At 33.4% G+C, this 18,502-nt stretch carries 17 protein-coding genes; 2 read left to right on the forward strand and 15 right to left on the reverse strand.

Going from position 1 to position 18,502, the window contains the following annotated elements; genetic code table 11:
• Window positions 1–12: 12 nt before the first annotated feature.
• From mobT to kdpF, 14 genes are all read right to left on the reverse strand, one after another.
• Window positions 13–1,203 (reverse strand): MobT family relaxase, encoded by a 1,191-nt coding sequence (mobT, locus tag BN1075_RS17900; protein ID WP_081911654.1) that lies wholly within the window; start codon window positions 1,201–1,203, stop codon window positions 13–15.
• Window positions 1,204–1,442: 239 nt separating this feature from the next.
• On the reverse strand, window positions 1,443–1,844 hold the full coding sequence (locus BN1075_RS17905; protein ID WP_040194670.1) for a hypothetical protein: 402 nt from the start codon (window positions 1,842–1,844) through the stop codon (window positions 1,443–1,445).
• Window positions 1,845–1,875: 31 nt separating this feature from the next.
• The gene (locus BN1075_RS17910; protein ID WP_040194673.1) at window positions 1,876–2,148 is read right to left on the reverse strand and encodes a hypothetical protein; all 273 of its coding nucleotides are present in this window, start codon (window positions 2,146–2,148) and stop codon (window positions 1,876–1,878) included.
• A 6-nt stretch (window positions 2,149–2,154) separates the two neighbouring features.
• Complete coding sequence (locus BN1075_RS17915; protein WP_040194674.1) at window positions 2,155–3,522, reverse strand: P-loop NTPase family protein; 1,368 nt, start codon at window positions 3,520–3,522, stop codon at window positions 2,155–2,157.
• 59 nt (window positions 3,523–3,581) lie between these two features.
• A complete protein-coding gene (locus tag BN1075_RS17920) occupies window positions 3,582–3,953 on the reverse strand; it encodes a hypothetical protein (RefSeq protein WP_040194680.1) in 372 nt (123 codons plus the stop codon).
• Window positions 3,954–4,038: 85 nt separating this feature from the next.
• Window positions 4,039–4,425: a YdcP family protein gene (locus tag BN1075_RS17925; RefSeq protein WP_040194681.1), complete on the reverse strand. Its 387-nt coding sequence runs from the start codon at window positions 4,423–4,425 to the stop codon at window positions 4,039–4,041.
• A gap of 16 nt (window positions 4,426–4,441) precedes the next feature.
• Window positions 4,442–4,762: a YdcP family protein gene (locus BN1075_RS17930; RefSeq protein ID WP_040194682.1), complete on the reverse strand. Its 321-nt coding sequence runs from the start codon at window positions 4,760–4,762 to the stop codon at window positions 4,442–4,444.
• A gap of 181 nt (window positions 4,763–4,943) precedes the next feature.
• The gene (locus BN1075_RS17935; RefSeq protein ID WP_040194683.1) at window positions 4,944–6,017 is read right to left on the reverse strand and encodes a DNA cytosine methyltransferase; all 1,074 of its coding nucleotides are present in this window, start codon (window positions 6,015–6,017) and stop codon (window positions 4,944–4,946) included.
• Window positions 6,017–9,052, reverse strand: coding sequence for a VaFE repeat-containing surface-anchored protein (locus BN1075_RS17940; protein WP_040194685.1), 3,036 nt, complete (start codon window positions 9,050–9,052; stop codon window positions 6,017–6,019). Before BN1075_RS17940 ends, BN1075_RS17935 begins: the two co-directional genes overlap by 1 nt.
• Before the next feature lie 136 nt (window positions 9,053–9,188).
• Window positions 9,189–9,326, reverse strand: coding sequence for a hypothetical protein (locus tag BN1075_RS21745; protein ID WP_197072341.1), 138 nt, complete (start codon window positions 9,324–9,326; stop codon window positions 9,189–9,191).
• 188 nt (window positions 9,327–9,514) lie between these two features.
• Entirely contained in the window at window positions 9,515–10,147 is a 633-nt protein-coding gene (locus BN1075_RS17945; protein WP_040194687.1) for a K(+)-transporting ATPase subunit C, read from the reverse strand.
• A 12-nt stretch (window positions 10,148–10,159) separates the two neighbouring features.
• A complete protein-coding gene (gene kdpB / locus BN1075_RS17950) occupies window positions 10,160–12,217 on the reverse strand; it encodes a potassium-transporting ATPase subunit KdpB (protein WP_040194688.1) in 2,058 nt (685 codons plus the stop codon).
• 12 nt (window positions 12,218–12,229) lie between these two features.
• On the reverse strand, window positions 12,230–13,906 hold the full coding sequence (kdpA, locus tag BN1075_RS17955; protein ID WP_042387434.1) for a potassium-transporting ATPase subunit KdpA: 1,677 nt from the start codon (window positions 13,904–13,906) through the stop codon (window positions 12,230–12,232).
• 69 nt (window positions 13,907–13,975) lie between these two features.
• Complete coding sequence (gene kdpF / locus BN1075_RS22540; RefSeq protein WP_081911702.1) at window positions 13,976–14,053, reverse strand: K(+)-transporting ATPase subunit F; 78 nt, start codon at window positions 14,051–14,053, stop codon at window positions 13,976–13,978.
• A gap of 587 nt (window positions 14,054–14,640) precedes the next feature.
• On the opposite strand from kdpF, the gene BN1075_RS17960 reads away from it, so the two are divergent.
• Window positions 14,641–17,340, forward strand: a complete 2,700-nt coding sequence (locus tag BN1075_RS17960) for a sensor histidine kinase (RefSeq protein WP_040194689.1) — start codon at window positions 14,641–14,643, stop codon at window positions 17,338–17,340.
• A complete protein-coding gene (locus BN1075_RS17965) occupies window positions 17,333–18,049 on the forward strand; it encodes a response regulator (RefSeq protein WP_040194690.1) in 717 nt (238 codons plus the stop codon). The genes BN1075_RS17960 and BN1075_RS17965 overlap by 8 nt, the downstream gene beginning before the upstream one ends.
• Before the next feature lie 69 nt (window positions 18,050–18,118).
• Here the strand turns inward: BN1075_RS17965 and gloA are convergent, their stop codons facing one another.
• Window positions 18,119–18,502, reverse strand: coding sequence for a lactoylglutathione lyase (gloA, locus tag BN1075_RS17970; RefSeq protein WP_040194691.1), 384 nt, complete (start codon window positions 18,500–18,502; stop codon window positions 18,119–18,121).

The following is an 18,502-nucleotide window of genomic DNA, read 5'->3' on the forward strand; positions in this document are numbered from 1 at the left end:
ATACAGACATTCTTATTTCATCACGATTTCTTCAGGCGTTACCGTTTGCTGTTCAATTATCTTTTGATGTTTTTCAGATAGCTTCGTATGTTTACGTATCTCTTTTAGATAATCAAAACCTGTTTTTTCAGCAATTTCCTCTAACATTTTTAATGTAGGGTCAACTTGTCTTGCTATCCATCTAATAGTTCTCTCTATTGTATAAGGCTCCGGTTTTGTAGTAAGTCTTAACGGTTCTCTTCCTTCTCCAATAAATAAAGCCCAACGATCGTTGAGCTTCCAGTCTTCATAATATTTATCTTCTTCTCTATCAAGAAATCTCACATAACGATTGATAATAGAAAAAGCCGTCTTCTCTACATCATAATAGGTCAGTAAATCTCGAACAGCATAATAAGCTCTTTCATTTTTCAATCTAATCTCAAACCTATTTTTGATAGGTGCTTCTTCTATTGGAATCCCCATCTTTACATATTGTTCGTAATTTTTTTCATATACACAAAAGTACACCTCACTTTTTAACGAACCAATATATAACGTATGTCCCATTTCCGCCTTATCTTCTTCCCTATGCTTTACCAGTTCTCCAGAAGCATATGTCTTAAAACTGCGAAAAATAGAATCACATTCATCACTGTTACATTTCGCTGAAAGTTCTGGAATATCTAGTATTCCAGTCCTATCATTTATTGCAAGGTCAAGACGCTTCATAACACCGCCTTCTATAAGTGCATCCATTAAAAAGTCATACCAACTTCGCTCCTGAGCTAAAAGATAACTTTCAAATTGGCGACATCCTTTTCCTTTCAATTCTAGTAACACACCTTTTTCTAGCTCTTCCGAAGTATAAACAAATACATCACCAATATAATAGTGCCCCGTATAACTGTAATGCCCATAATCTTCATACAACATATAGTTAATATTCAACCTTAGAATATCTTTTATAATATGCTGTACATCCATTGTTGGAAAACGAATCCTTACATAGTCAAACAATAGATACAATGGAGCTTCTGGATTCAATTTTTCTAATGCATCCTTTAGCCTTCTTTTCATATCTTCTGTCAAATTTACTTTACCACTTTCAATACGATTTAAATGCTCTCTACTGATACCAGCCATAAGTGCAAGTTTTGCCTGAGATACACCATAATCAGAACGTTGTTTCTTAAATACTTCTAGCCAATTATTTTCTTTCAGTTATTATCCCTCCAATCATAAAAGTGTGATATTTTAGAACAATTATCACACTCTGCTTAATATCTAAAAAACCTTAATTTTATGCAGTTTTTCTAAGTTTTAAGTATCTAATTTCTATGTAAGTGTGCCCCTCTGTTAGATACCGAGGGGCTGAATACCTATAATGCAGCACACTCTTTTAAGACGGAACTTGCGGTCTTATTCGCTCCGCTGACCGCAAAACCCGTCAGTGTGCTGCATTATCTATTCATCCCTATATATATCATGATGAACTCTACATCATGAGAAAGACACTTTTTCAACACTTCCTTAGATAACTCTCTCTGGCGAATATAGTCCAATTCAAGAAAAGATTTATTCATCAATTCAAATGCAAATTCAATCTGACTATTACATGCAGACTGCTTCTTATTCAAACGTATAGAAAACAATTCTGGTAAAAAGTATCTTTCCTTAATCGCCTTATTAAGAACTGCCATAGCCTTTGTATCAAACTGATTTTTCGGGTTACACTTGAACTTCTGATATCTCTCCATAACAAAATCTTCACAATCTGATAAGAACTTTTCATAATTAATACAAATACATTTCATTGGTATATCGCTCTGTTCAATAGGAATTTCGATTATCTTTATTTCCATTTATTTTCCTCCTTTATATGATCTTAATAATTCAATAAACGCCTGTATAACTAACAACTAATTTTCCATCATTTTCATCAATAGAAAATTTAAACTCATAGCTCCTCTGGTTACCTTTTACTTGCTTGCTGTCCAAATATACTGAACACATCATATCAGCACTAAATTCTCTAAATACAGATAAAACCATACTTTCAGCATAGCAATGACAATATTCTTCTGCTACTTCTTCAAAATCTTTAATATAATTATCTCCATTGACTATCTCATCCAAAGATTGTATAGAGTATAGTTTTTCTGACATTTCAAATCACTCCTTTTCATCTTCCTTCTCCTTTTTTGCAAACTGTCCTATAATATTCAAAAAGTCATGTCCTTTAGGTACAAGTGGAGTATAAAATTCACTAATAACATTTGTTCCAATATCACAATAACCTCGTCCTTTGATTCTTTTCTGGAAAAACTGTTTTTTTACATCCGAACCAAATAACATACCATACCCAAGTTCACTCATTCGGCCTAATCCTACACGAAAATTAAACTGATCTCTGATTCCATCGCTAAAATATTTTGCATCTGGTCGCTGACAGGCAACAATCAAAAAGTAACCAGCTTGTCGTCCTAGCATAACTATTTTCTTTAGTTGACTCAATACAGCTATACTTTCCTTCGTTCCCAACATTTCAAAAAATGCTACATATTCATCAAAAATTAGGAAATATGGTGCGAGTCCCAAATAAGCATAATTTTCACCTGTTTTATAATTGGGGTGCTTTTTCATTCCCTCACTTCGTCGTACCATCCCCTCGTAAAAATTATTAATACAAGAAATCATATCTTCCTTTTGATAGTACACATTATCCATAACTGAACCTAAGTCTGCTAAGTCAGCATTTTTAGGGTCTAATATTGCTAGTTCTGCATTAGTATTAAGCAATGCTTCAATGATAGTAAGAATAAAATATGTCTTTCCTCCCCCTGTACCACCACAGATAAGTGCATGAGGAAGTGCATCATATTCCCAAACAAGATTTTTCATCAATCGTAACCTACCATTTTCTGCTTTGACTTCTTCAATAGAAATACGGTTTGCTATCATATCATAAAGTAAAGTATATTCAATATATCCATCTTGAAGTGTCTTGTCTGTTAGCTCACAATACAACCCACTTTCTAACTTATCCTCCAAACGTAAAAGCTGATCCTGATATTTTCCTAGTGAAATTTCACACTGTATATGAATCATTCCTCCACTCATTCGATAATATATCTTTGGAAACCAAATGATTTTTTCCCTTGATCTGCTCGGAAGGTCAGTGAAAAAACTACTATCCTTTGTTGTATCTGCCTCATACCAGCCATTTTCCAGTATCATCCTTGCTAACTTTTGTCTGTGTGACAACTTCTTAAAACTGTCATAAAAATAGATGTAATATAGAAAAGCGACCAGCATACAAACGCCAATCGCTATTACAATAGTTATAATGTTATAAGTAGAAAGATTAAATCCAGTATCTAATAAACTAAAAGTCTGCCAGTCAATATCTATAAGTTGTTTCATATTCAATACAAAAATTATTGCTATGAATAAAAACAACAATGTACTTGTATATACTCTATACATAAGTGTCTTATCACTAGCTCTAATACGCTTTCCTTTATATTTATAAATTCTCATAATCCCTCCTTTTTGAATAAAGAAAAAGCAGTAATTTACTTTGAAATTACTGCTTTTCCTTATACTTGATTTAGTCTATCTAATTTATTTAATATCTTTTCCTTATTTATAGAATATTTAAGAACGATATATACAACACCAACTAAGATAAAAATTTTAGAAAGTATATTTGAAGCTCCATAATTAAATACCTCAAACACAATAAAACTTAAACTGCCTATGACACATAATGCAATCACATAGATAACAAATCCACGAATTAGAAATCCTCTCTTCGATAAATTTCTAAAATATAAATCCCATGTTTCTTCTGTCATATGTTGCATACGCTTTTTTACAAAAAGCAATAACATTAGCAATCCTATTGACAAAATTCCTGCTAAAGAAATGCCACATGCATAAACAAGTATAATACCGATAAGCTTGCCCATATCAATCCCTCCTATAATATATTTCATTTAAGATATTATACCTTTATTTTTAATTGCTGTACATATGACTTATACGTTTCATAGGTTACTTTTTTGCATTCCCTTGCTGAGAATTATTTTGTATGCTGCTTGTACTTTGACTACTTTTATTCTTTAGAACAATATCATCACATTTTATATACCAATCCGAAGACACAGTTCTTCCTGTTACATTTGCGATAGTATCAGCAACAGGGTTTATAAGTTCTACCTCAGCATTATACTCATAATCTTTTAAGGGAACATCCGCTGGAACTGATACCTGTATCATTCCTTTTTGTCTCTCACATTTCAAATTATAAACACGACGTTTAATTTCACTACCTTGCGTACCATCTTCATTTTGCTCATATACTTCATGACGAAGTGCTGAAAATCTAACTGTTCCAAATGTTTTTTCTTTATCTAATACAATTCCATTTGCTAATCTCATAATCAAAACTCCTCCTTTATTCATTTACAACTAGCATATCATCTGCATGTAAAACATAGTTTGTATAACCACGTTCTCCAACACGATAACCGGTTGCTGTAATTATAGGATTCACTAACTTTACTTTCTGATCCATCTTAAAATTCTTTTCTCCAGCTTTAGCAGGAAGTATCACAACAATCTCATCTGCTCTTTGTACATCAGAATATAGATTGTAACTACGATTTACAACATTCATACGTCCATTTTTCCATCTGCTTTCTTCCTCATTTATTCCTGCAAACTCTAAATTACCAAATGTTTTTTCCATATTTGGAACAACAAATTTTAATCCCATATCTTTTTACCTCTTTTCTTTTTTATTTATTTCTTTCTTATTTTTTTAAAATTATATTACCTAAATACTTAACAAACTGCTTTCATACTCTCAAATATAAATGAATACAAAATGCCCTTACTAAAATTGTTTTTTACTCTACCATTTATTCTGGCGGAGAACGTAATTTTACTCTCATTAACTATTCCTCACTTTTCTCCAGTGTTTCAGCAATACCAGCCATAATATATTCTGCACAAGGAAGGGCAATTGCATTTCCCAATGCACGACATCTTGAATGATCACTATTCAACATTCCTGTATCAGAAAATGCTGTCCAATTCTCTGGTAATCCCATAAGACGCTCACACTCTATTGGTGTCAAGTAACGAATATATCCCTCCTTTTCTTCCCCTTCGTACCAGAATGAAAAAATATTTACACTTCCTGCTAATAAAGTTGGAAAAGGTTCATCTGGTCGTCCAAAAGCTCTGACGAAGGCTTTTCTATCTCTATTCTTTCCTGCTCCTCGGATACGTCTTTCTTCAAAAGGGCACAAGATGGGTATTTTCCCCCTTGCTTTATCAATAAATATTCGATTGGTTTTGGCAAAGTGCATTGTGATCTCTCTGCTAGTCTTAGAAAGTAATTGCAATTTATGGGCTTTAAATAATATTTCTGAGGCACGTTGTCCTCCAAAATCTGCCACGATAAAGATACGTTTTCTTCTTTGTGCGAGGGAGGGCTCTCCCCAATACTGGGCATCCAAGAGTCTCCAACACACATCAGCCGTTCCCCCTCTAACCATACCAGCTCCTGCCCACTTTCCAGAAAGAGGCATTGGAATTTTGGTGTCTGTGAACGACTCCAGCACTGCTCTAAAATCCAACCTGTTGTTTGAAGAAAATGCTCCTCGCACGTTTTCCCAAACAGCGATAACTGGATATTTACCATTAGTTGCACACCTCATTTCCTTTATAATTCTAATTGCATGATGAAACAAACTAGATTTTTCACCTGTAAGTCCCTCTCGCTGTCCAATCATAGATAAGTTCTGACAAGGTGAACCAAATGTTATAATATGAACAGGTGGTATATCTCCTCCTCTCAACTTAGTTATATCTCCCAAATGTCTCATATTAGGAAAATGTCTTTTTGTAATGGAAATAGGAACTTTCTCAATTTCACTTGCCCATAAAGCCTCAATTCCATATCTTGAAGCTGCCAATGGAAAAACACCAATTCCATCAAATAAACTACCTAATGTAATTGTCATTACTCTCTACCTTTTCTTCTATTCTTAAAAAAATATGTTCCAAGAAGTATTGATCCTGAAGCTAAAAACAATATCATCATTTTATAAATATTTGTGCTATCACCTGTTTTAGGTAATTCAGATAATTTATGTGGTGTTTCTGGATTTTGTGGTTCTTCATAAACAATTGTTTTTTCCTTAAAGGAAACTGTCTGTCCGTCGTCTTCAAGGTCTTTATGCTCAGCAACCTTTTTCGGTTCATCTGGATTGCTTAAATCGTACAATTCTTCAAATGTTACAATCTGTTTTCCTGCAAAACTGGAAGCATCAAAAGTAAATACAACCTGTACTTCCATGTTTTCGTTATCAGCAATAAAGGTATAATCATTCTCTATACGCTTTCCATCAATGACCAGTTCTGCATTTTCTTCTTTTAACATTTGCCAACCTTTTAGCTGATATTTAGTACCAACTTCCAAGCCTTCTAATGTAACGGTATCTACAATTATTACATCCTTACTAGCTTCAACTTCTTTGTTGCCATCCTTATCCGTAGCATTAGTATGAATCTTTATAATACGCTCCGTAATAAGCACAGTCTGTCCATCATCTTCAATATCTTTGTGTTCTGATACTTTTACAGGCTCTTTCGGATTTGAAAGGTCATATAATTCTTCAAAAGTTACAAGGTTATTTCCCGCAAGAGAAGAAGCGTCAAAAGTAAAGGCAATCTCAACCTCCATTTCTTCATTATCTGCAACAAAAGTATAATCATTTTCTACAGTTTTTCCATCAATGATAAGTTCTGTATTTTCTTCCTTCACCATCTGCCAACCTTTTAATTGATACTTTGTACCTTTTTTCAAACCATCCAGCTTGACCGTATCAATAATTGTTACCTCTTTTCCTGCAACGATTGTTTTTTCTCCCTCTTCGCCTGTAGCTGTTGTATGAATAGAAATTTCTTTCTCATACTCATTTACCAGTGTTCCTAAATCGACAACTGTTTTATCTCTGGAAATAATAATCTCAAAACTTGGAATTAACTTATATCCCTTATTACTTTCACATCTTAATTCTTCAATTTCGTAAGTATCATAAATCAATGCACCTTTGCTGTCATCTGGTTCAGAAGTTCCAAACCATATACCATCCTCGCTTGTCTTTCCTGCATTGGTATTATGCTTATGTGAAGCCCAATCTGAAGCTGTAGAGAATTGTCCGTTCTTATCTGTTACAACAATATGGCTTTCTCCTGTTGTCTTGCTTGTGATCCTAAAAGGAACATCTTCAAGACGCTCATGTGTACCAGCACTAATCTTTACCCCTTCAATATCTCCACGTTTTACTTGATTGTAGATAGAATGTTCTTTATCTGTTAAGTCTACAATTTTTCCGTTTTCTGTGATTTCAAAATCAATTGACTTTGCTCCTTCTTTTAAATACCCTGTTGGAGGATTACTTTCATCAATACGATATTTTCCACGAGGTAACAACTTTTCAGAAGTAGAAGCAATACCCTCAATATTGGTATGAATAGTCTTTACTATCTCATCTTTCTTGTATAATTTTCCCTCTACAAGTACCTCATTTTCATTTAAAGAGGTAATATCAAAAGCTGTATCTTTTAAAGTAGCACTTCCTTGTGGCTTAGTATCTTGTGTTTCTAAATCCCTCTTTTGAATTTTTACTCCACCACGAATAACCTTATCAGATACAGAAAACTTATTACTTCCAATCAATACAACACTGTCGTCATCTTCTATAATTTGAGTAAGATATAATCCCTTAATTTCTTCTTCACTGCCATTTACATTCATATATGCACCCTCTAATAAATAACCATTTGGAGCTTTTGTTTCTTCAACGGTCAAAGTTCCTGCTGGAAGTACGCTCTTTCCATCCTGCATATAGAAACTATCTCCAGACACCCTATATTTTTCAGCTAAACTAGTAACATAATGTACAATACCGTTACCATCTTTTTCAGCGATGGTTTTTGTCGTCCACGTTCTTGTAGCTTGTTTTGGAAGATTGTTTTTGTTGTAGTAGCCATCATAATACTTCCATGTAAATTCTGCACCTTCTAAGGAAGCATTTCCTTGAGGATCTGATTTTCCTGTTTCCATATCGATCTTAAAAAGTTCAATTAAAGTATCTGTAACTTTTGGTATATCTGATACTTCCAATACTGCTGTTTTCCCTGCCTCCACATTTAAGCTATACACAGTTTTATCTAATTTATATCCCAATGGTGCAGATAACTCTTTGACATATAAAGTTCCAGTTTTTACTTCTACAGTTTCTGTATTCCCACTATTATCTGTTGTAAGTGTGGCAAGCTGTTCTGTACAACTTTTATCAGCAAATACACCATAAGTCGCTCCAGCGATGGAATAATTGTTATTTCCCTCTGTAATACTTGGATTACTGGAAGTCTTCTGAATTATAGCCTTTCCAACATTAAGCTTTGCCCAAAACTGTCCTAAATCTTGTCCTTCTCCCGAATAAATATATCCTCCACATTCATATCTGTCTTTATTTTCTTTTACGAAATTCTTCGCCCCAGCATATACTTCATCTTGTACAACTTTTGGAATTTCATTATATGAAACACGCACATTGTCGCATTGCCATCCTAAATGAACACTTAATCTCTGCCATACAACAATCTGCTCAAATAAATACACTTGCTTATAATTCAATTCTTTATGAGATTTTCCATATTGCTTAACATATTCAATTGATAAAGCAACATCAGCTATCTGATCAGCATTCATATGATTGCTTGCATCAGTTCTTGTTTTATATCCATTTTTAAAATCAGTATTAATATCAATACAATAAGCAGGCTCCCCTTCTACTCTAAGAAAACCCTCATTAAATGTAGAACCAATAGAACCATCATTCATTACTTTTTCAACAATACCAACTCTTTCGGTTGATTCCGTCCAATACTGTTTTCCTGACGCATGAACCATAGTAGTTGGTAATGTAGTTATAATAGTAGCAATAGCAAGTACACTTGTGCATACTCGCTTTAATGTCTTTTTCATAATCAAATTCTCCTCTCTAAATTTTTTAATTAAAAAACGCCACTTGTTTTTAACAAATGACGTTTTTAACGTGATAAAGACTTTTCTATTCAATTTTAAATTTTAATTTTCCCTTTATTTATGCGGTTTTCCGCAGTTATCTATATAATCCTGTCTCGTTAGGTCCTAAAAAACCAAATACCTCACCTTTCATAACAGTGATATCAACATCAAATATCCCCTTACCTTTACCATAATCCTTAGTAACATTTTTCACCTCAATAATGTTCCTCACTAACATCCCTCCTTCTATAATCTTTTTATTTCTTTTGAATCTATTCAATTAATTTCTTGTAAATTTTAACAATAAACTAATTAATCTAATTGTACGACCTACTAAGATATTTGAAAAGTATTTAATTGATAAATTAATACTTTTTATAAAAATGCCTTCGTGAATTTTAAAGTTCACGAAGGTGTTTTTTATTTTTCTTCAATTATCCCAAGCTCCTTAGCAATTTCTAAGTTGACCTTTAAAACATTAACAGTTTTTTCTCCAAAGATACCAAGAAATTTCCCTTTTGTATTATCAGCAACAAATTTTTCAAGCATACCTTCATCAAGACCTGTAGTCTTTGCTATAGCTGGTATCTGAATTTCTGCAGCTTTGGGTGAAATATGAGGATCTAATCCTGACCCTGAAGCCGTCAATAAATCTGCGGGAATATCCTCTTTCTTAATGGATGGATTTTTCTTCAAAAACTCCTCCATATCCTTTTCAACTCTTTCCTTTAAATCATTGCTTGATGGTGCTAAATTTGTTGAGCCAGATGAAAGTCCCTCGTACTCACCACTAGCCTTTTCATCTTCAGTGTAGATGTTGTAGTTTACTGCAGAAGGTCTGCATTTCATAAATCTGTCATCCTCAAAATCCTGACCTACAAGTTCAGATCCAACGGCTTTTCCGTCAACCTCTATGATACTTCCATTTGCTTTATCTCTAAATACTATTTGACTTACCCCAGTCATTACTAGTGGATAAATAATTCCACAAATCAACAAGAGTACTAATGAAAATACTATAATCTTAAATACTGCTTTAACTGATGATTTCATTGTTATTTCCTCCTATAATCCTATAACTTTAAGAAGAGGTGCAATTACCATATCTATAATCTTAATTCCTATAAAAGGTGTAATTACTCCACCTAAACCATAAATAAACATATTCCTTCTTAACATTTTACTTGAGCTCATCGGCTTATATTTTACACCTCTTACCGCTATTGGTATTAAGGCTGGAATTATAATGGCATTGAATATTAAAGCTGAAACAATAGCACTATTAGTAGTAGCTAGATTCATGATATTTAAAACCTTCATCTCTGGTATTACCATCATAAATATGGCTGGAATGATTGCAAAATACTTGGCAATATCGTTAGCAATACTAAAGGTGGTTAATGCCCCTCTTGTTATTAAAAGCTGCTTTCCTATTTCAACAACCTCAAGAATTTTGGTTGGATCTGAATCTAAATCTACCATATTAGCAGCTTCTTTAGCCGCTGTGGTTCCACTGTTCATTGCAAGTCCAACATCAGCTTGAGCTAGAGCTGGAGCATCGTTAGTCCCATCTCCTGTCATTGCAACTAATTTACCCTGTGCTTGTTCTTTTTTGATTGCTTCGATTTTATCCTCTGGTTTACACTCTGCAATAAACCCATCAACTCCTGCTTCTTGAGCAATAGTTGCTGCTGTAAGTGGGTTGTCCCCTGTACACATAATTGTTTTAATTCCAATTTCCCTTAACCTTGCAAACCTTTCAACTAAACCTGGCTTTACTGTATCTTTTAAATAAATTACTCCCAAAATAGTTTTATTAACACAAACTACTAATGGTGTACCCCCAAGCTTTGAAACCTCACTTACACGATTGTATAAATCCTGTGGAATAGTTCCTCCAGCATTTAAAGCATAATCCTTAATTGCATCGTAAGCTCCCTTTCTAATTATCGTACCGTCTTTCAAATCAATACCACTCATTCTAGTTTGAGCTGTGAATTCCATAAACTCTGCTCCAGCAAATTCAGCTTTCTTAAAATCCGGCTGAAAATCCAGTCCTAAGTCTACTATAGATTTTCCCTCTGGAGTGTCATCACTTAATGAGGATGCTATTGAATATTTAATTAAATCCTTCTCCACAGCATTTCCAACTGTAATAAATTTAGCTGCTAATCTGTTACCATAGGTTATAGTTCCAGTTTTATCAAGTATCATAGTGTCTACATCTCCGCAGGCTTCAACAGCTTTACCAGACATTGCAATGACATTAAATCTTGTAACTCTGTCCATCCCCGCTATGCCAATGGCTGAAAGAAGACCTCCAATAGTAGTTGGTATTAAGCATACTGTTAAGGCTACTAAAGTAGAAACTGGAATTTCCACACCACAATAGCTAGCAATAGGCTGCAATGTTACAATTACTATTAAAAATATTATAGTTAAGCTTACTAATAGAGTATTAAGAGCTATTTCATTGGGAGTTTTCTGTCTTGAAGCTCCTTCAACCATGGAAATCATTTTATCAAGAAATGATTCTCCTGGTGAGGATGTAATTCTTATCTTTAACCAATCACTGGCAACGGTTGTACCACCTGTAACTGAAGCAAAATCTCCACCAGCTTCCTTAACCACTGGTGCAGATTCTCCTGTGATTGCTGATTCATCTACAGATGCAATTCCATCAATTACTTCTCCGTCATTTGGTATAACCTCTCCACCTTTTACTAAAACAATATCATCTTTTTTAAGTTCTGAAGCGTTGATTATTTCTTCTGTACCATCTTCGTATACAATTCTTGCCTTTGTGTCCTTTTGTGTTTTCTTTAAACTAGCAGCTTGTGCCTTTCCTCTTCCTTCTGCAACAGCCTCAGCAAAGTTTGCAAATAAAAGCGTTATGAAAAGAATTATTGAAACAATTAAGTTGTATATTCTTAAATCTTCTCCACCAGCACCAAATATAGACGGGAAAATTGCTAGTAAAGAAGTAATGATAAATCCAACTTCAACCACAAACATTACTGGATTCTTCATCATATATTTAGGATTTAATTTTATAAAAGCATTTCTTACAGAGGACTTTAAAATATCCTTAGTAATAAATTTTTTTGATTTATCGTTACTCATTTATAGTTCCTCCTATTTCCAAATTGTTAAATGCTCAGCCACTGGTCCTAATGAAAGCACTGGGAAGAAGGTTAGAGCTGCAAAAATTAAACCTATCATTACAATAGCTATTGTAAAAGTAGATTCATCAGTTCTTAAGGTTCCTACATTTTCATTAACCTGTGGTTTATTCATTAGTGAACCAGCAATGCCAAGTTGTAAAATTATTGGTATATATCTTCCAAAGAACATAACTAAAGCTGTGCTGATATTCCAAAATACTGTATTATCTATTAGCCCCTCAAAACCTGATCCATTATTAGCCGCTGCTGAAGAAAATTCATACAATATCTGTGAAAGACCATGATATCCGCTGTTACTGATACCAACAATTCCTGCTGGTACTGCCACTGCTATTGCTGACGTAGCAAGAATAAGCAATGGATGAATTATTATACAAAGAGCAATAAGTTTCATTTCCTTTCCTTCTATCTTCTTTCCTAAATACTCTGGCGTTTTTCCAATCATTAATCCACAAATAAATACTGTAAGCATTGCGTATAAAGCCATATTCATAAAGCCTACACCTTTACCTCCAAAAACTACATTCATCATCATATTAAGCATTGCAACAAATCCGCCCATTGGTGTAAGCGTGTCATGCATATTATTAACTGTACCTGTAGTAAAAGAGGTTGTAACTGTTGTAAATAATGCTGATTGATCAATGCCAAAACGAACTTCTTTTCCTTCCATACTTCCCATAGCTTGATTTAATCCAATTTCAGCAAGAGTTGGATTGCCCGCTCTTTCTGATAATACACATACTAAAAGTCCAGTGATAAATATGATTGCCATGGCGATAAAAATGCTTCTGCCTTCTCCTCCAAATATCAGCCTTTTATCATCCTTTTCCCTCACCGTAAGTCCCTGTTCCTTTTTACGATAATGAACCATTAATCCAAAGGCAACTACACAGGAACCTGGAAGAATCATCATAGATAAAAGTTCTATTATATTAGAAACCACCGTTGGATTTTCCTGTGGTGTTGATGAATTTGCTCCTAAAAATCCACCACCATTAGTTCCAAGATGTTTTATTGATTCTAACGAAGCAATTGGTCCAAGAGCTATATCCTGATAAGTTCCTTCAATAGTTTGTACAGTTTCATTTTTCGAAAGTGTTTGAGGAACTCCTTGTCCAACAAGTAATAATCCGACAATAATTGAAAGTGGAAGAAGAATTCTAGTTATTACCCTTACCACATCCTTGAAAAAATTTCCCATGGATTTCTTTCCTGCAATCCCTCTAATAAAGGCCATACATGCTGCATATCCACTAGCTGCAGAAGTAAACATCATAAATGTAATAACAGCCATCTGACTAAAATATGATAAGCCTGATTCACCAACATAATGCTGAAGATTTGTATTGGTCATAAAACTTATTATTGTGTTAAGAGAAAGTGTCGGCTCCATTCCTTTAATTCCATTAGGATTAAAAATAGGAAGAAGCTGAAGTCTTAATATTAAGTAACCTATAACAATTAATACTACATTAGTAGCAAATAATGCACCCACATACTGCTTCCAATTCATATCCTTATCTTCAATACCGCAAATCCTATATATAAAATTATCTATAGGGTTAAAAACTAAATCAGCAAAGGTTCTTTTATTGTCAGCTATATGATAAACATATCTTCCCATCGGAATTACCAAAACAAAAAAAAATCATTAATATTAAAAATATTTGCATAATAATTATCCCCCTGTATTTTAAAACTTCTCTGGATTTAAGAGAGCATAAATAAGATATACTCCCAACCCAGAAATTATAGCTCCTAATAATATCATCTTAGCTCCTCCTACTTACTAATTTATTTGTCTTCCACACCATTTCAAGAATAAACCTATCCCTGAGACTGCTACCACGAAAATAGCTGCTACTACTAAATCCATCATTATCATCTCCTCCTTGTCCTTACACCCTAAGCTTAATTCTTTTTTTATTAAGGTGGTGTTAAAAAAAATTGAAACGCATTAAGACCGTGTTAAGATAAACTTTCTTTTCCACTTCTTCAAAGTACCTTTACGTTAGAACAGTATTTCTTAACATTATCTTAATGCCATAACCAAAATCATAATGTCTTATTAATACCTCATGAAATATAATTGTAATATATGATTATTCATATATTATTCAAATTGTATATTTAAAATAAAGATAGTATATTAGTATTATAAATAAGTCATTCTTATAAAAAGCAGCTTCAATTTATTAAAATATTAAAGCACTTTGTAACATTATTAATTTAAGTTATAGAGTATTAAGTTTGAGTTTTTAAGTTAAAAAGCTTGTATGATTGTTTCTTTTTAAATAACTAAATTCTCCTCAATCTTTGGTGAAGATTGAGATCATCATTTACTTGGGAGGGGTTTATATGAGTGATGGTCGTCCAGACCCAGATACATTATTAGCTGAAATAATAAAAAAAGAGGAAGATGCCAACAGGGGAAAACTTAAAATATTTTTTGGCTATGCTGCAGGAGTAGGTAAAACCTATGCTATGCTTGAAGCGGCACATTTAGCTAAATCAATGGGAATTGATGTTGTTGCAGGCTATATTGAGCCTCATAACCGTCCAGCTACCATTGAGCTAATGAAGAATTTGGAAATACTCCCAACTCTTAAAGTTAAAAGAAAAGGTATTGTTCTAAACGAATTTGATATAGATGAAGCCATTAAAAGACATCCTGAATTAATCCTAGTAGATGAACTTGCTCACACTAATGCCTTCGGCTGTCGAAACCTAAAAAGATATCAGGATATTGATGAGCTTTTAAATGCAGGAATTGATGTTTATACCACAGTAAACGTCCAACATATTGAAAGCCTTAATGACATGGTATACCAAATCACGAAAATACAAGTAAATGAAAGAATACCTGATAAGGTTTTAGATGCCGCAGATAAAATTGAATTGGTTGATATTGAACCAGAAGCACTAATTGAGAGGCTTAATGAAGGCAAGGTATATAAAAATACTCAAGCAAAAAGAGCCTTGCAAAATTTCTTTACTGTTGAAAATTTAATAGCTTTAAGGGAAATTGCTTTAAGACGCACTGCAGACCAAATTAATATTAAATCTACTAACGAGATTTTTCCTGTAGCCCATGAATATTACACTAATGAGCATATTCTCATATGTCTGTCCAGTTCCCCTTCTAACGCAAAGGTTATTAGAACAGCTTCTAGAATGGCTAAGGCCTTTCACGGAACATTTACTGCCCTATTTGTAGAAACACCTGACACTAAAGAACTTATAGGAGAAAATAAATCACGACTTCGAAGCAATCTAAAGCTCGCTGAGCAGTTAGGTGCTAAAATTGTCACTGTTTATGGTGAAAATGTACCCGAGCAGATTGCAGAATATGCTAAAAGTGCTAGCGTTTCAAAGTTAGTAATTGGAAGATCCAATAATAAAAAGAGCTTGTTTTCTAAACAGAGTCTAGTGGATGCTTTAACTAAGACCGCGCCAAATTTAGATATTTATATAATTCCTGATATTATGAAACCATATATAGATAAAAATACTACTCGAAGACTTAGGCTTCCAAGTATAAGCTATAAGGATTCCATTAAGACAATATTAATATTGCTTATAGCTACCGTACTAAGTTTTTTTAGCTTCAATATAGGTTTAAACGTATCAAATGCAATTACTATATTTTTATTAAGTATTTTATTAATAGCAGTTGAAACAAATGGCTCAGTTTATAGCATTATATCTTCTCTATTAAGCGTATTAATTCTGAACTATTTTTTTACTGAGCCTATATTCACCTTTAAAATTGATGATATTAGCCATGTAATCAATTTTGCAGTCATGTTTATAGTAGCTGTTTTAACTAGTTCTATATCTACTAAAATGAAGGATCAATCCTTTCAAAATACATTAAAAGCGAGAGTTACTGAAGTTCTCTTAGAAACTAGCCAGAAACTTCAAAAGGCTTCCAATAAAGAAGAGATTTATGATCTCTTAGGTAACCAGATTTTTAAACTCTTTGATTTTAGTGTAATAATTTATCCTGTGCTTAAAGATAATGAGCTTTCAGAGCCAATTACTCTTCCCTGCTCTAGTAAAGATAATATTTTAACTTACCTATCTACAGAAGAACGAGCCGTAGCTAATTGGGTTTTAAAAAATAATAAAAATGCCGGTGCTACTACCCATACTTTAACCAATGCCAAATGCCTTTATATGGCCGTTAGAGGACAGCACTCCGTATATGCTGTAGTTGGAATAGCCGTTAATAAAAATGAAGTAGATATCTATAAGAAAAATCTCTTAATTTCAATGCTTGGTGAATTTGGACTAGCACTTGAAAAAGAATCTATCAACGAAGCTAAAAATGAAATTTATGTTCAAGCGAAACAAGAACAGCTTAGAGCAAATCTCCTAAGAGCTATTTCCCATGATTTAAGAACACCTTTAACTGCCATATCTGGAAATGCAAGCTTCTTAATAAGTAAAAGTGCAATGCTCACCAAAGAAAAGAAATGTGAAATTTATGAGGATATTTACGATGATTCTATGTGGCTCATAAACCTAATAGAAAATTTACTTTCAGTAACTAGAATTGATAATGGAACTATGGATATTCAGCTTCAGCCAGAGTTGTTAGATGAAGTTATTGATGAGGCTTTAAAGCATATTAATCGTAAAAGCAGTGAATATAAAATTACTGTGGATTTACCTAATGAACTACTTATGGCAAAAATGGATTCAAGGCTAATTGTTCAAGTAATTATAAATATAATTGATAATGCCATAAAGTATACACCTGAAGGTACTGAAATTACTATAAGAGCTCGCATCAAAAATAAAGAAAATTTAGTTGTTGAAATTGCTGATAACGGAAATGGCATCAGTGAAAATGATAAAGATAGAATTTTTGATATGTTTTTTACTGCAAATAAGAATACTGGTGATAGCCGCCGTGGACTTGGTCTTGGATTATCTCTTTGTAAATCAATCATAACAGCTCACGGAGGTGAAATCTCAGTAAGAGATAATCTACCTCACGGTACAGTATTCTCTTTCACACTTCAAGCTAAGGAGGTTCAAATTTATGAATAACTACACTATATTTGTTGTAGAAGATGATAGAGCAATTAGAAGTTTAATTGCAACTACTTTGGAGATTCAAGGATATAAATATGAGGTTGCCATGAATGGCAAATCGGCCTTAATGGGAATCATCTCCTCCAAGCCCGATATAATTATTCTTGATTTAGGCTTACCTGACATAGACGGAGTTGAAATTATAACCAAAATACGCTCCTGGTCTGATGTACCGATTATTGTCGTTAGTGCCCGAAGCGATGATAAAGATAAAATCAATGCTTTAGATGCTGGAGCTGATGATTATCTAACAAAGCCCTTCAGTATTGATGAGTTACTAGCAAGATTAAGAGTTACTGTAAGAAGACTTAATAATCAAAACAGTCATAGCAACTCTTCTGATAAAAATATATTTATTAATGGAGACTTAAAAATAGATTATGCTGCAGGTTGTACCTACTTAAATAATACAGAGATACATTTAACTCCAAATGAGTTTAAGCTTTTATCTCTATTAGCCAAAAATGTTGGTAAGGTACTCACTCATAACTATATCCTAAAAGAAATATGGACAAATGCCCTTCCATATGATACTCAATCTTTAAGGGTATTCATGGCAACTCTTAGAAAAAAAATTGAACCCGATACCTCTAATCCAAAGTATATTCAAACCCATATTGGTGTTGGCTATAGGATGTTAAAAATTGATGATACTATAAAGTAATTTAAATGATTAAAGCTGAGATCTAAGTTTTCAAACTAAAATCTCAGCTTTTAAAGTTCATATTATAAGTTAGTTATTTCTTATAACCTCTACTCTATACCCGTCTGGATCAGTAACAAAATAATATCTTGGCGGTTGTCCTGGAAGTCCCTTTAATGGTGTAACTTCATAACCAAGGCTTATATGCTTTTCCCTAAGCTCCTCAATATCAGCTGCCCCTACTGCAAGGTGACTGAAGCCATTCCCAATTTCATAAGGCTTTTCCACATCATAATTGTAGGTCAGCTCAATTTCATACCCACCGTGTTCATTTGATAAATAAACAAGAGTAAACTTTTGCTCTGGAAAATCCTTTTCACTTGTTACTATTAGTCCAAAGGCCTCCTTATAAAACTTTATAGATTTTTCTAAGTCCATTACTCTTAAACATGTATGTAGCATTCTTACTGTCAT

The sequence above is a fragment of the Clostridium culturomicium genome (genome assembly GCF_000821305.1).
Classification (GTDB): Bacteria; Bacillota; Clostridia; order Clostridiales; family Clostridiaceae; genus Clostridium_J; species Clostridium_J culturomicium.